17 protein-coding genes are annotated in these 14,039 nt (G+C 44.6%); 2 read left to right on the top strand and 15 right to left on the bottom strand.

Annotated features, from left to right (window positions below; all coding sequences use genetic code 11):
- Positions 1-17 precede the first annotated feature (17 nt).
- The 9 genes from rsbU to acpS all read right to left on the bottom strand — a co-directional run bounded on the left by rsbU (position 18) and on the right by acpS (position 6,333).
- On the bottom strand, positions 18-1,025 hold the full coding sequence (gene rsbU / locus LWH95_RS02310; RefSeq protein ID WP_003240354.1) for a phosphoserine phosphatase RsbU: 1,008 nt from the start codon (positions 1,023-1,025) through the stop codon (positions 18-20).
- An 11-nt stretch (positions 1,026-1,036) separates the two neighbouring features.
- Entirely contained in the window at positions 1,037-1,438 is a 402-nt protein-coding gene (gene rsbT, locus LWH95_RS02315; protein WP_003240352.1) for a serine/threonine-protein kinase RsbT, read from the bottom strand.
- A gap of 3 nt (positions 1,439-1,441) precedes the next feature.
- Complete coding sequence (gene rsbS, locus LWH95_RS02320; protein WP_003225190.1) at positions 1,442-1,807, bottom strand: RsbT antagonist protein RsbS; 366 nt, start codon at positions 1,805-1,807, stop codon at positions 1,442-1,444.
- Between the two features lie 4 nt (positions 1,808-1,811).
- Complete coding sequence (gene rsbRA / locus LWH95_RS02325) at positions 1,812-2,636, bottom strand: RsbT co-antagonist protein RsbRA (RefSeq protein WP_133488403.1); 825 nt, start codon at positions 2,634-2,636, stop codon at positions 1,812-1,814.
- Between the two features lie 115 nt (positions 2,637-2,751).
- Complete coding sequence (gene ndoA, locus LWH95_RS02330) at positions 2,752-3,102, bottom strand: type II toxin-antitoxin system endoribonuclease NdoA (protein WP_003156187.1); 351 nt, start codon at positions 3,100-3,102, stop codon at positions 2,752-2,754.
- Positions 3,103-3,106: 4 nt separating this feature from the next.
- Positions 3,107-3,388, bottom strand: a complete 282-nt coding sequence (gene endB, locus LWH95_RS02335; RefSeq protein WP_003225183.1) for a type II toxin-antitoxin system antitoxin EndoAI — start codon at positions 3,386-3,388, stop codon at positions 3,107-3,109.
- Positions 3,389-3,502: 114 nt separating this feature from the next.
- Positions 3,503-4,672, bottom strand: a complete 1,170-nt coding sequence (gene alr / locus LWH95_RS02340; RefSeq protein WP_133488405.1) for an alanine racemase — start codon at positions 4,670-4,672, stop codon at positions 3,503-3,505.
- Positions 4,673-4,786: 114 nt separating this feature from the next.
- Positions 4,787-5,803, bottom strand: a complete 1,017-nt coding sequence (locus LWH95_RS02345; protein ID WP_133488407.1) for a LolA family protein — start codon at positions 5,801-5,803, stop codon at positions 4,787-4,789.
- Between the two features lie 164 nt (positions 5,804-5,967).
- Positions 5,968-6,333, bottom strand: coding sequence for a holo-ACP synthase (gene acpS / locus LWH95_RS02350; protein ID WP_003240339.1), 366 nt, complete (start codon positions 6,331-6,333; stop codon positions 5,968-5,970).
- Positions 6,334-6,427: 94 nt separating this feature from the next.
- Between acpS and LWH95_RS02355 the strand changes: the two genes are divergently transcribed.
- Positions 6,428-7,027, top strand: coding sequence for a rhomboid family intramembrane serine protease (locus LWH95_RS02355; RefSeq protein WP_003240338.1), 600 nt, complete (start codon positions 6,428-6,430; stop codon positions 7,025-7,027).
- On the opposite strand, the gene LWH95_RS02360 is transcribed toward LWH95_RS02355, so the two are convergent.
- The 6 genes from LWH95_RS02360 to LWH95_RS02385 form a co-directional block, all read right to left on the bottom strand.
- The gene (locus tag LWH95_RS02360; RefSeq protein ID WP_232918883.1) at positions 7,024-8,505 is read right to left on the bottom strand and encodes a PH domain-containing protein; all 1,482 of its coding nucleotides are present in this window, start codon (positions 8,503-8,505) and stop codon (positions 7,024-7,026) included. The genes LWH95_RS02355 and LWH95_RS02360 overlap by 4 nt on opposite strands.
- Positions 8,495-8,974: a PH domain-containing protein gene (locus LWH95_RS02365; protein ID WP_003240334.1), complete on the bottom strand. Its 480-nt coding sequence runs from the start codon at positions 8,972-8,974 to the stop codon at positions 8,495-8,497. The genes LWH95_RS02360 and LWH95_RS02365 overlap by 11 nt, the downstream gene beginning before the upstream one ends.
- 171 nt (positions 8,975-9,145) lie before the next feature.
- On the bottom strand, positions 9,146-10,630 hold the full coding sequence (gene cshA, locus LWH95_RS02370) for a degradosome RNA helicase CshA (RefSeq protein WP_019257533.1): 1,485 nt from the start codon (positions 10,628-10,630) through the stop codon (positions 9,146-9,148).
- A gap of 147 nt (positions 10,631-10,777) precedes the next feature.
- Positions 10,778-10,966, bottom strand: coding sequence for a hypothetical protein (locus LWH95_RS02375; protein WP_060397964.1), 189 nt, complete (start codon positions 10,964-10,966; stop codon positions 10,778-10,780).
- A gap of 63 nt (positions 10,967-11,029) precedes the next feature.
- The gene (locus tag LWH95_RS02380; RefSeq protein WP_148983011.1) at positions 11,030-12,403 is read right to left on the bottom strand and encodes a UDP-N-acetylmuramoyl-tripeptide--D-alanyl-D-alanine ligase; all 1,374 of its coding nucleotides are present in this window, start codon (positions 12,401-12,403) and stop codon (positions 11,030-11,032) included.
- Positions 12,404-12,477: 74 nt separating this feature from the next.
- A complete protein-coding gene (locus tag LWH95_RS02385; protein WP_148983010.1) occupies positions 12,478-13,563 on the bottom strand; it encodes a D-alanine--D-alanine ligase in 1,086 nt (361 codons plus the stop codon).
- Between the two features lie 154 nt (positions 13,564-13,717).
- On the opposite strand from LWH95_RS02385, the gene LWH95_RS02390 reads away from it, so the two are divergent.
- On the top strand, positions 13,718-14,038 hold the full coding sequence (locus LWH95_RS02390) for a thioredoxin family protein (RefSeq protein ID WP_003225161.1): 321 nt from the start codon (positions 13,718-13,720) through the stop codon (positions 14,036-14,038).
- Position 14,039: the final 1 nt, after the last annotated feature.

Below are 14,039 nucleotides of genomic sequence, written 5' to 3' on the forward strand. Positions count from 1 at the left end.
CCCTCGGCTCGCAAACGCTAAACCTTTCTTCTTAAAACAATTAACGTAAAATCATCGTGAAGCTGAAAATCCTGCAATTTGAGGAGGCTGTCATAAATGTTTTTGACCATTTCCTGCGCAGAGCCACACATATGTTCCTCAATGAGCTTCTGTATATCATGACGCTCCAAGAAGCCGTTTTCCGTCCTGCATTCTGTGACGCCGTCAGAAAAGAGAACAATCATATCTCCCTTTTCCAGATGCTGATCAAATTGTTTGTAGTCATAATCCTGCGAGATACCAAGAACGAGCCCTTTGGCCTCTAAATCGTAAAACGTGTTGTCTTTCTGAGAATAATAGAATCCCGGTTCATGTCCTGCTGAAGCGTATGTAAATCGATGCTTGTCCATATTGTAATTTGCATAAAACATCGTAATAAACATACTTGCGTCAACGTTTTGTTCAACAACCCGATTTAAATTTTTCAGCACCTGAGAAGGGTGTATGCCCGTTTCCGGCAAAGAGTCCATCGCGTATTTAATCATGGACATGCAAAGTGCCGCCGGAATGCCTTTTCCGATCACGTCCGCGATTGCGATATTAATCGATTCCTTGTCTTTGACAAAGTGGTAGTAATCACCGCTCATCTGTTTAGCGGGCACACTGATGGCGCCGATATCCAGTGCTTCTTCCTGCGGAATCTTTGTTCCGAGCAGCGTCTGCTGGACATTTGCCGCAATTTCAATTTCTGATTTGATTTCCTGCTGTATCCCCCTGAGGGTTTGATGCTCCTGATAAGCCATTCCATATCCAATCATGACTTCTATTAAAAAATCCAGCGAATGAAAAACATCTTCCGGGAGACTCGGATACAGCTCCTTCAGCACTTTGCGATGAATGCTGATGATTTCTTCCGGAGGAATTTGATGCTCGATTGTTTTTCGGCTGAATTTTTGGGCTTGATATAAAGATGTTTCTGTTAATTCGGCTATATATCGACTAAGCAGCTGATGATACCGCTGCTCAATAACCTCCCTAAAATCCACGTTCTTACCTCCTACCGAAGCCATTTAATGGCTTGTATCTCTGTTCCTTCCCCCGATACGGAATTTAAACTGAATTCATCCATCAGCCTTTTCACGCCGGGAAGTCCCGCTCCGAGTCCGCCAGACGTTGAAAACCCGTCTTCCATAACTTTGCGGATATCAGGAATTCCCGGCCCTTGGTCTTCCGCTATGATTTTCAGGCCCTTTTTTCCTCTGTCTGCGACCTGTTCAATTCCAATCTGGCCTTTACCGGCGTATAAATAAATGTTCCTGGCTAATTCTGAAATAGCCGTTGTAATTCTAGCCTGGTCTACAGTGCCGAAACCCAGTTCTTTTGCAACGTTTCGTCCCAGTTGTCTGGCGGCCACAATATCCCATTCTGTCATGATTTTTACACAGGATTGGTCGTTCATTCGCTATTCCCCCAATTCCCGCTTCAATGTCTCAAGCCCCTGCTCTAAGTCGAGCGCGGTTTCGATTTCCTCAAGTGCGATTCCAAGTTCAATCAGCGTAACTGCCACAGCAGGCTGAATTCCCGTCAAGACCACTTTTGCGCCCATTAGTTTAGACATCGTGATCACGTCGCCCAGCACTTTAGCGATAAAGGAATCAATCATGTCCACAGATGTCAGGTCAATGACAACCCCGTTAGCACCTGTTTCGTATATTTTATTTAATAAGTCTTCTTGAAAGGTTAATGCGGTTTGGTCATCAAGTTCCCATTGAATGGACACTAATAAGCAATTATACAGTTTCAAGATCGGGATTTTCGGATGTCTCAAAATGTTATTCCCCCAATGAAACAATTTTTCGATTTGTCATTTCCAATGCTGTTTGAATTCCTTTTTGCAGGGTATTCTTAGTTATAACTTGGGATAAATCTATCCCCAGGTTGACGATGGTCTGTGCAATTTCCGGACGGATTCCGGCTAGCAGGCATTTCGCTCCGACAAGCCTTACCGCCTCAGACGCCTGAATAATATGATGGGCAACCATCGTGTCGACGACAGGAACACCCGTAATGTCAATCAACACGACTTGTGATCTGTGCTTGACGACGCCGTTAAGAAGATTCTCCATAATTCGTTTTGCGCGTTCGGTATCAATTGTTCCGACCAGCGGCATCACGGTGATATTTTCAAACACCGGGATGAGCGGCGCAGATAGCTCCTGCAGCGCGATTTTTTGCAGGGATACTGTTTTCTCCCATGAGATTGAGTATTGGTTAAAGATTTCTGTATTAATCGGGCTGAAAAAGCGATCGATCTGCCAGATTAATTCCGTACTCTCTTGATCTGGCAATCTCTTATCATTCATTTTCGTGTAGAGACGCTTCCAGAATTCAGCTAGCGCCGTAGCCAGAAACTTCAAAGAAAGTCCAATTTGGACGGCTCTCAGCGCCAGTTCGCTGATTTGGCTTTCAGCAGCACTGTCATCCTTAACAGATGAAAGAAGAATGTCGATATACTCTTTAGATATATTTTCATACACTTGGTCAGTCAGCTGATATGATTCTTGCTCGCTTAATTCTTTTAGTGTGTCAGTCCACAGTTGGAGCAGTTCATTTTGATTCTCGGCAATGAACTGGTATACAGTCTGATTCGACATCAAATTCGCTTACCTCCCGATAAAAAACAACATATTTTTTTCGTTATTTCACTATTATATCGTTTATGTTTTTTGAAAACAAAAAAAGTTGCTCTATTTGAGCAACCTGTACATATGTCTAAAAATCAATGAGTGCCAAACTGATTTGTAAGGCTTCATCAACCTTATCCATCATTTCATCATCCAGATGAGTAATCTTATCCGTTAATCTTTGCTTGTCAATCGTCCGAATTTGCTCCAGCAAAATAACGGAATCTCTTTCAAAACCGTAGCGTTTTGCATCGATTTCGACGTGGGTTGGTAATTTCGCTTTCTGTATTTGTGCTGTTATGGCTGCAACAATAGCAGTTGGGCTGAAGCGATTTCCGATGTCATTTTGGATCACTAAAACCGGGCGCACCCCGCCTTGCTCAGAGCCAACAACAGGAGATAAATCAGCAAAATAAACATCGCCGCGTTTCACAATCAAATGATTATCCTCCGCTGACTAAGCGCTCAACTGTCGTTTCAGCCTCGCACTCCGCAAAGTGAGCCTCAGAAGAAATATTCAGGTTGATTTTCGCCATTTCCATATAGCCGCGTCTCATCAAATCACGGTTGTGACGAGTTGTTCGTTCGCTGACATACGCTCTCACTGCTTGTGATATCAGTTCGTTTCTGCTTCGTTTCTCCCGCATCGCTACACCATCCAATTCAGCTACTAGGTTTTCGGGCAAGCTGATTTTCATTTCGGTTCTTGCGCTGGATTCAGACAAAAAACATACACCTCCACCAAACTTACGGATACGACTCTTTTATCCATCCAGTGATAATGATACCATTATTCACTCTTCAAGCAAAGCTGTTTTATGAATTCTCATTATGAGATGCTATTTGATTGCATTTTCCTGCAATAAAGGATTTCTTACTTCCATTATACTCCCATTTTCCAAAAACATACGGGGAACCCGGGAACTTATTGTACAAGATACCTCGTAGTTAATGGTTTCGAGCCTGCCTGCAATCTCATCCATGGAAATATATTCATCCCCCTGCCGGCCAATTAATGTGACTTTTGTGCCTGGCGGATATTCCTGATCCAGCTCTACCATAAATTGGTCCATGCAGATTCGGCCGGCGATTTTCAGCCGTTTTCCCTTCACAAGAATTTCGGTTCCTTTCAATTTTCGAAGCCAGCCGTCCGCATAGCCTACAGGCACCGTCCCGATCCATGTGTCTTTTTCCGCTGTGTATTCCGCTCCGTAGCTGACGCTCTCGCCTTTTCTGATCAATTTGACATGCGACAGCGTCGAATGCAGGGTGAATGCAGGACGCAGCTGAAACGGTATTTCGTCCGTAATGTCGGCTGACGGACGGAGACCGTACATGCCGATGCCGAATCTGACCGCGTTGAAAAAGCCTTTTTTCAGCCGGAGGCCGGCAGCGCTGTTGGCGCAGTGCACCATCATTTTTTTTAGCGGCAGCGGAGCAATCAGTTCTTTAAAGCGCTCAAACTGCATGAAGAAATAGTCTCTTTCTTTTTCATCCGCTGTCGCAAAATGCGTAAATACCCCTCTGCATTTGAAACGGGGGTTGCGATCAAGAATCGCCATCACATGATGAACTTCTTCTTCCGTTTTTACACCAAGCCTGTTCATCCCCGTATCGACCTTCAAATGAAAATGAAGGGAACCTTTTTTCAAGTGGCGGGCTGCTTCCTGAAGCCATTCAACAGAATAACCTGTTAATGTCACGTCATATTCCGCCGCGATTGCCACATACTCCGGGGGAACCGCGCCAAGCACCAATATAGGCGCCTTCAAGCCCTTCTCGCGCAGTGAGATCGCTTCATCCAGAATGGCCACGGCCAAGCATGAAGCACCTGCGTCAAGAGCAGACTTTGCTACTTCTGCATCACCATGTCCGTAGGCGTTCGCTTTTACAACTGCCATCAGATGGACATGTTCGCCGATGTGTTCTTTCATATTGCTGACATTTTCCTTTATCGCGGACAAGTCGATTTCCGCCCACGTATCTCTGTAAAAAGGTTTTGTGCTCATAATGACACTTCCTAGCTTTTATTCAATATCATTTACATATCATACTAAAATTATAGTCCAAAGGGAAACGATGCCTGACGAAAAAAAGGCCAAATTATGTTTGGCCTTTGGCAATTATTTAGATGATTGTCCCTGCATGCTTTTCGCGACTGTCACCATTTCCTCTTTAGAAAGATCTTTTGATGAGAGAAGGTAATCTACGCCGTCATATGTCCATGATAATGAGGCATCCGACAAGGCGCCGATGGTGTAGCCGAGATTTACCGGTTCGCCGTTCAGCGTAATTGAGGAGGAAGCCTTGGCAATCTGGGCTTTTTCTTGAATTAAGGTAAATGATTTTTCTCCTCCGTAGGTCATGATGATCCGCTTCCCGTCTTCAGTTGAAATATCTTTTTCTTCAAGCAGCTTTACGCCAAGCGGCAGTTCAAGCGGCGTTTTGACCGCGAATGTATCGGATGGTTTCGCGCTTGTGGCAACATCCATTTGAGAAAGGGTCATATTTTTCTTTTCGTCAAATGATTCTTTGTCGAATTGTTTATTAAATTCGAAGCTGCTGAATTCTACTTTCACCATCACTTTTCGGTCAGTATCCATGACTTTAACAGATGACGGGCTCATATCTTTTTTGTTAAACGTGATTTCTTGCGTTGGGAGCATTTTGTTATGCTGATAGTTCGTTTTTGTTTCAAATACGTATTTCTTTTCTTTCGCAGTGAAGACTGCATCTGAATCGTTTTGAACATCCTTTACGAGCGATTCAAACAGATAGACCTGGCTGCTGTTGTTCGGCCAGTCGCTTTGAAATCTGAAGCTCTTATTTAAAGACGGCGTGAGAACAAATACTCCGTTTTCATTTCGTAAAATGACTTGGTTTTGGTCCTTTTTCGGATTTTCTAGATAAACCCTGTACAGAGACGGCTTTTTGTGCCAGATTTCCACATTGTATACTTGAGGCTCACTCCCTGTCTCGATGGTCATTTTCGCTTTTGCTTTGTACGAGGTGTATTCTTTCGCCTTTTCATCTAACCCGGTCACAATATCTTGCTGCGTTTTTTCCCCGCAGGCAGAAAGAATAAGGACAGCAAGCAGTCCCGTTAAAAGCAAAACAAAGCTTTTTCTCACCTTTTTCAACCCCTTTTTCTCAATTGATGTAAAAGGAAGAAATCGCTTGTTTGACTTTAACGGTACGCTCGGTACACGTTAGGCAGAACGGATGCGTACCATAAAAGCCTCAAACAACTTGTCTCCCTTAATGCATTATCAAATATATGAGTGGGGTTTCGCTAATATGCAGACTAGCTTGACAACCTTTCAATCACAACCTGTGCGGCCGCGTATTCCTTTGTATGAGTGATTGATACGTGAACGGCGGCCTGGCTCAGCTTCGCGCAAATGATATAGGGCTTGCCATTTTGGTCTTTCTTAATTTCAATGTCCTGAAAACTGAGCTGTTTTCCTATACCGGTGCCGAACGCTTTCGAGAAAGCTTCTTTTGCTGCAAACCTCCCCGCAAGAAATTCTATTTTTCTTTTCTCTGAAAGCTCATGATATTGGTCAAGCTCGCTTCGCGTCAAAATCCGCTCAGCAAACCTTTTCTGGCGGCCGGCCATAGAAGCGATCCGTTTAAGCTCGGTGATGTCTAGTCCAATGCCGTAAATCATGTGTGATAACCTCCTTTGCGTACGTACTATTTGAATGGTTTGTCTCATAAACGTGTTACTATAGAAATACCAAAATGAAGAAAAGGGGCTCGGAATGTTTATACGGACTGAAAATTTCCAAACGTTTATCAGGCTTTATCCCGTTGTCACCTTTATATTGGCCTTGCAAGCCGTTCTCTGGCTGTTTTTTTCACTTCCTGTCCATTCAGTCGTGTTATGGAGAGATGCCGTCACAGGCTATAATTTAGGCGTCGCTAACGGTGAATGGTGGCGGCTGATCACACCGGTTTTGCTGCACGCCGGTTTTACCCATCTGCTGTTTAATTCCATGTCCATCTTTTTATTTGCCCCTGCTTTGGAACGCATGCTGGGAAAAGCGCGTTTCCTGCTTGTGTACGCTGGCTCCGGCATCATCGGCAATATCGGCACATATGTTACAGAGCCGCTTGATTACGTGCATGTCGGGGCTTCAGGAGCGATTTTCGGGCTGTTCGGCGTGTATCTGTTTATGGTTCTTTTTCGCAAAGAACTGATCGGGCAGGAGCATTCCAAAATGATTCTCACACTGCTCGCATTTGCCGTTCTCATGTCGTTTATCAACTCCAATATTAACATGATGGCCCATCTGTTTGGACTTTGCGGCGGGTTTCTTCTCTCGTTTTTATGTGTGCAAAAAAAAGAGCGGCGGTATTAACCGTCCGCTTTTTCATATGAGTACCAGTTTAAAATGAAGTCTGCATCCTCTTCACCTACATCCCTCACCGATAATTCTTCCATAAGGCTCGATGATTTTACCGAGGTAGAAATGGTATACAAACGGCCTTTCTTTTGAAAATACGATTGGCTGAACTTGCAAACCTGCATTCGTCTTTTTAACACAATTCCCGTTGTTCTGCTGATAAATCTGGACGTCAATTGAAGACGATCTCCGTTGATCGTCCATCCTGCATCCTTATATGCGAGGTAGCCGAAGATCAATTCAATCGGCAGCAGGATGATCGACAGATAGCCCCATGGCTGAAAGAAGATACATAATGGAATGATCAAAAAGATTGAAAAAATGACGGAACGGAATAAATAGCGTTTCAACGCGTGCCGCGGCAGACGGCGGAAGTTTTCTTCCAGCGTGTATTCCGGCGTAAATGTCCGCAGCATGTGCGGAAGCTTTTTTTTATGAATCATCGGGAAGAGAATGGTCAAAGCGCCTTCTTCTTTTTCCCGGTCGCCGCCGCCCGCGCTGACGATGGACACCGTCACAAAGCCGAAAAGCTGGCGGATGATGTTTTCCTTTATTTTAATGGCTTGTATTTTTCGGAGCGGAATCGTGACTTGATGTTTTTCAATAATCCCTCTTGAAATCACCAGTTCCTGTTCTTTTTTAATGATTTGAAAGTTCGCGTATTTAAACATCATACCGGCAATGCTGAAAATCCAGGCGATAAATAAACCGATAAAAATGAGTACCGCGTAAATGCCGATGCTGGCGTGCTGAAGAAAGGAAAATTTATCAAAAAACCAATCCATCGGCAGCACTTCATCAAGCTGAGAAATAAGCGCAAATACAGCGGAGATAATCACTCCGATTCCGCCGGAGGTAGAGGCGGCCATGAGCAATTCTTTCATGTTCATCCGATAGTGCTCTTCCGGCTCAACCGCCGGAATCAGCTCCTGCTCAGCTTCAAGCCATTCTTTATCGTGTTCGCTTTCGTGCCTTTGTGCTTTTTTCTTAAAGACGGCTTCCTTGATCCGTTCGGCTTCTTCAACAGAAATAGCAGAAAGAACAGCTTCCGCCTCCTTGCCTCCGCCTGCCGTTTCAATTTGCAGCTTCACAAGCTTAAAGATTTGCTGGATCACGCCCGCGCTCGTATTCATCGTTTGAATCCGATCAATCGATATGTATCGCTTTTTCGTGACAAACAAGCCTTCTTCAATTCTAAATTCGTCATCTTCGATTCGATAGGTAAACCTTCTCCATTTGATGATGCTTGCGGCTACAAGCCAGATGAACAGCACACCGAGCGCAATGGCTCCGTAAAAACGGACAGTATTGTTCGAATTGACGATATACACAAAAAAGAATGGCAGAATGATATTTTTTATCGTTTGAATAATGGTATGGCATAAATTCAAAATAACTGCCGCCGGGTGCAGGCGTTTCGGTTCAGACATCATCGTCAGTCACCCTTGCCAGACGGGAAATGGAGTCTCTCAGCCGATCCGCTTCCTCCATCTCTAAAGCGGGGATCGAATGAACGGTCGCGGCCGTGGAAATTTTTACGGTTGCCAGGTTGTACTTTTTCAATAACGGCCCTTGTGACGTATCGACGTGCTGAACCCTGACCATCGGGACAATCACACGCGTTACCACAAAAATACCTGACTGAATATCTATTTCATGTTCATGGACTTCATAGCGCCATACTTTATGACGGATCTTTGGAATGATAAAGACCGTCACAACCGAACCCAGCAGCCAAACCGCGCCGAGCACGCCGCTGATCCAGTACGGCCAATGAAAATAATAGCTTAACACTGCAACTGCTATGACAATAAGCAAGCAGACAGCAGATACGATGATCTCTTGAAGTCGCCAAACCTTTAATCCGTCTGGACTGATTTGGTTTTTTGGCTGCTCTCTCAAAATACCTACCTCCCGTTTTTTCGTCGTTACTTATACGTCTCTTATACAGAAAGGTTTCATTCTTAAGCATACATAGAAAAATGGCATCCGTCAGCTGAAAGTTTGCTGAATAACAAATCATGAACATAAAAAAGCCCAAAACGTTATGTTTTGGGCTCTTAATCGATAGAATTAGTAAGATTTTTTCTGGCGTCTGTCACCTGAAGAACGGCGATCGTTTGAACGCTTTTTATCGTAGGAAGAACGGTTGTTGCTTTTCCCTTTTCCGCCGCGGTAGCCGCCGCCTTGTCCGTCTCTGCGTTTAGAAGAGCGCTGGTTCTTGTAGCGTTTGCTGACCATCGGCGCTTCGTCAGTTAAGCGAACCGGTGTGTTGTCCGGCTCTTTTGTAGCCATTTTGATAGCCGCCGCAACCACTGTTACTGCATCATGATCTTCAAGCAGCTCAGCTGCCGCTGTCATGTAGAAGTTCAGGTTGTTTTCACTGATTGTCGTGCGAAGACGTTCAACAGTAACCTGCTGCTGGCCTTCTAACGCTTCATCAAGTGTAGGCTCCTTCATGCGGTCCATTTTGCGTTTTGTTGTTTGTTCAATTGCGCGAAGCATGCTTTTCTCACGCGGTGTAATGAACGTCATCGCCATACCTGTTTTCCCTGCACGGCCTGTTCTTCCGATACGGTGAACGTAGCTTTCAGGATCTTGAGGCACGTCGAAGTTGTACACGTGTGTTACGCCTGAGATATCAAGTCCGCGAGCGGCAACATCAGTTGCGACAAGAACTTCGATTGCACCTTCTTTAAATTTACGAAGCGCAACCATACGTTTCGCCTGCGTTAAGTCACCATGAATTCCTTCAGCCGCATATCCGCGTAGGTTCAGGGCTTCAGCCAGCTCATCGACACGGCGTTTTGTGCGTCCGAATACGATCGCAAGCTCAGGAGACTGAATGTCAAGAAGACGAGTCAGTGTATCGAATTTTTTGCGTTCTTGCACTTCTAAATAGAACTGCTGAATGTTAGAAACCGTCATTTCTTTTGCTTTTACTTTTACGTGTTCCGGCTCAGTCATAAAGCGCTCTGCAATGCGTTTGATCGGTGCTGGCATTGTCGCAGAGAACAGAAGTGTCTGATGCTCGCTCGGCACGTTTGAAAGAATAGATTCAATGTCGTCAATGAATCCCATGTTCAGCATTTCATCCGCTTCATCCATTACTACAGTGTTTACATTGTTTAAACGAATTGTGCGGCGGTTGATGTGGTCAAGAAGACGTCCAGGTGTTCCGACAATGATATGCGGATTTTTCTTTAACGCCCGGATTTGCCGTCCAATATCCTGTCCGCCGTAAATAGGAAGAACCTTCGCACGCTTATCTTGTCCGATTTTATATAATTCTTCAGATACTTGAATGGCTAATTCACGGGTTGGCGCGATTACGATTGCTTGAATATTAGGAGACTCGGGGTTAATTTTTTCAACAAGGGGTATACCAAACGCAGCTGTTTTACCTGTACCTGTTTGCGCTTGTCCAATGACGTCTTTATTTGAAAGTCCGAGCGGTATCGTTTGTGCCTGAATCGGTGTTGCTTCTTCAAATCCCATACGATTAATTGCTTTCATGAGATCAGAACTTAAATTAAAATCTTGAAACGTTATAGTCAAATTATTCAAACTCCTTCTAATTGCTGTTTCAGTAATGTCGTGATTTACCACTTATAAAACTGCCCTTTAGACAAAAAGGACAGGATCCATCCGTATACAAAGCCCGAATTACTTTAAGTTTTATCTTACCATTACACTATTTGTTTTTCAATAAGATGAGAAGCAGATCAGCTTCTCGAATATGCCGGCTGCTGCTCCATCCGCTCCCATGTGTCCGGCGGAGAACTTCGGGTCGGCGGATGAAACGCCGGACGAATATGTTCGTATCGCGAAATAACCTGTATTTATTGTATCATAGCCGCAGCCGGCCAGATATACATAATTTCTGGCCGGCATACATTAGTGTTTGCACATCATGTTATTTTATGATGCAATATGCGGTTTTTCCGCAAGATTTTTTTACGAAAGCGGGCTCTCTATTAAATCTTTAACGATTTCTTCAAGCTTCATACCTCTGGACGCTTTGAATAAAATCAAATCTCCTTTTGACGCGTTTTCCTTCACAGCTTGAAGGAGATCTTTTTTCTCGGTGAAGTGGCTGACGCGTTCTTTCTCAAAGTGTTTCAGTGCGCCTTCCGCAATAAATGCTCCCAGTTTTCCGTACGTAAAGACGCGGTCGATTTTCTCAGGGCTGATCACAGCGCCGCACTCTTTATGGAACGTTTCTTCAAGATCACCGAGTTCAAGCATATCGCCGAGCACGAGCATTTTTTTCCCGTAGCCTTCAAGGCTTTCTGTCAATTGAATGGCAGCCTTCATGGATGTCGGACTCGCATTATAAGCGTCATTGATAATCGAAATGCCGCTGTCTGTTTTGATGAGTTCAAGTCTCATGCCGGTTACCTTTAGTCCGCTCAGCCCTTTTGCCGCATCCTCAGGCGTGATGCCGAAATAAGCCCCCGCAGCAATCGCAGCCATGGCGTTCATGACATTGTGCTTGCCGAGTATCGGAATAAAAAACGTTTTTTCCATTCCTTTGATTGTAAAATGGGTTCCTTCCTCACTCTGGCTGACATCCTGAAGCTGATAATCATTTTGCGCTCCCGTTCCGTACGTTTTCGTTTGGCAGCTGTATGATTTTTGAAGGAGCGGTTCGTCCCCGATATAAATCAGCACTCCGTCTTCTTTAAGCCCGTTAATGATTTCAAGCTTCGCCTCCGCGATGCCCTCTCTTGAACCAAGGTCTTGCATGTGGGATTCGCCGATATTCGTAATCACAGCAGCATCCGGGTTTGCCAGGCGGGTCAGGAGGTCAATTTCTCCTTTGGCGCTCATTCCCATCTCTAATACGGCGATTTCCGTATCTTCAGGCATGGCTAAAACCGTCAGCGGCAGGCCGATGTGATTGTTGAAGTTTCCTCCTGTTTTGTGGACACGGTAGCGGGTTCCCAGGACGGCGTGAATCATATCTTTCGTTGTCGTTTTGCCATTGCTTCCGGTTACCCCGATGACACGGGTGCCAAGCTCCTGCAAATAGGCTTTTGCAAGCCGCTGAAGAGCGGAAAGGGTGTCGTCCACTAAGATGACGGCTTGATTCTCGGGCGGATTTGGTTCTGACCGATCCCAAAGAACGGCCGCTACACCTGCTTCAAAAGCCTGCGGCACAAAAGTGTGGCCGTTAAAATGTTCCCCTTTTAGCGGGATGAAAAGCTGATGCTGTTCGAGTTTTCTTGTATCAGTTGCCACTCCATGAATGACTGTTTGTTCATATTGCGGATTTGTCAGTGTGCCTTTGACCATCTCGGCAATGTTCTTTACTGTTCGCTTAATCAAGTGAGGTCCCTCTCTTTCTTTTGTATATACGGGAAAAGACACTGCCCTCTTACCGGCAGTGTCCATTTTCATTATTAGAATGTATGCTTAATCAATTGTTTTTCAGCGTGGCGTTCTTTTGCAAGCTCCACAAGCTGTTCAATCAGGTCAGCGTACTCCACTCCGGCCTCTTTCCAGAGCAGCGGGAACATGCTGAAAGGTGTAAAGCCAGGCATTGTGTTGACTTCATTGATCAGAACTTCGCCGTCAGCTGTCAGGAAAAAGTCCGCTCTGACAAGTCCTGAACCATCGATCGCTTTAAACGCTTTGATCGCCATATCACTGATTTTTGCGTATTCCTCATCGGACACATTCGCCGGGATCATCAGATCAGTGTCTCCATCCTCATATTTCGCTTTGTAATCGTAGAAATCTGTCTTTGGTGCGATCTCTCCCACAACAGAGCATTTAGGATCGTCATTTCCAAGAACGCCGATTTCGATTTCTCGGCCGTTAATTCCTTCTTCAACGACGACTTTGCGGTCATATTGGAATGCAAGCTCAAACGCTTTTTGCAGTTCTTCACGGTTTCGGCATTTGCTGATTCCGACACTTGATCCAAGATTTGCCGGCTTTACGAAGCAAGGGTAGCCTAATTCCTGTTCTACCTGCTTACAGCTTTCTTCCGGAGAACGAGTCCAATCTTTCTTAAGGAAAGCTGCGTATTTAGCCTGAGCAAGGCCTGCCTGCGCGAATAAATGTTTCATAACGACTTTATCCATGCCTGCTGAGGAAGCAAGCACACCGTTGCCGACATAAGGAATATTCAACAGTTCGAGCATTCCTTGGATCGTACCGTCTTCTCCGTTCGGTCCGTGGAGGAGCGGGAATACGACGTCGATGGCTTCATTTTGCTCTGGCGCTTCCTGCGGAAACATTTCCTGGTTCAGGGCAGCTGGAGAAAAAGCACTGCCTCCTTGCTCAAATTGAAGCATTTTCACGTTTGAAACAGGCTCAGATAAACGGGCGCCTCTTACCCATTCGCCTTTTTCAGTTATATAAATCGGATGTATATCAAACTTCTCAGTATTTAGCGCTTTGATTACAGCCAGAGCTGTCTGCAGTGATACATTATGTTCTGCTGACTTTCCTCCGTACACTAATCCTAGACTTGTTTTCAATGGATACTCCCCCCACTACAAATTCATCTTTACTATCTTATCACTTTCACGAGAAAATGATCTAATTATTTTTGGGCATGCTGATGCTGAATGCATTTGTATGTAATTCCTTTTTATTTTATATTAAAATGGCATTGAAAAGGAGATGTGACATATGAAAAAAATCACGACAAACGAACAATTTAATGAACTGATTCAATCCGATAAAGAAATTATCGTAAAGTTTTATGCTGATTGGTGCCCAGACTGCACACGCATGAATATGTTCATCGGCGATATTTTGGAAGAGTACAATCAAAACGATTGGTATGAACTGAATAAGGACGAGCTTCCTGAATTGGCTGAAAAATACCAAGTAATGGGTATTCCTAGCTTGCTTATCTTCAAAAACGGTGAAAAAACAGCTCATCTTCACAGCGCCAATGCCAAAACGCCTGAAGAAGTGACTGAATTTTTATCTGAACATATAAGCTAAT

Source organism: Bacillus sp. G16 (assembly GCF_021282335.1).
Lineage (GTDB): Bacteria > Bacillota > Bacilli > Bacillales > Bacillaceae > Bacillus > Bacillus inaquosorum.

Coding starts and splice junctions, on each gene's coding strand:
- rsbT (WP_003240352.1), bottom strand. CDS start 1,438: ATGAACGACCAATCCTGTGTAAAAATCATGACAGAATGGGATATTGTG.
- alr (WP_133488405.1), bottom strand. CDS start 4,672: ATGAGCACAAAACCTTTTTACAGAGATACGTGGGCGGAAATCGACTTG.
- LWH95_RS02375 (WP_060397964.1), bottom strand. CDS start 10,966: ATGCCGGCCAGAAATTATGTATATCTGGCCGGCTGCGGCTATGATACA.
- LWH95_RS02390 (WP_003225161.1), top strand. CDS start 13,718: ATGAAAAAAATCACGACAAACGAACAATTTAATGAACTGATTCAATCC.
- LWH95_RS02360 (WP_232918883.1), bottom strand. CDS start 8,505: ATGATGTCTGAACCGAAACGCCTGCACCCGGCGGCAGTTATTTTGAAT.
- acpS (WP_003240339.1), bottom strand. CDS start 6,333: ATGATTTACGGCATTGGACTAGACATCACCGAGCTTAAACGGATCGCT.
- LWH95_RS02355 (WP_003240338.1), top strand. CDS start 6,428: ATGTTTATACGGACTGAAAATTTCCAAACGTTTATCAGGCTTTATCCC.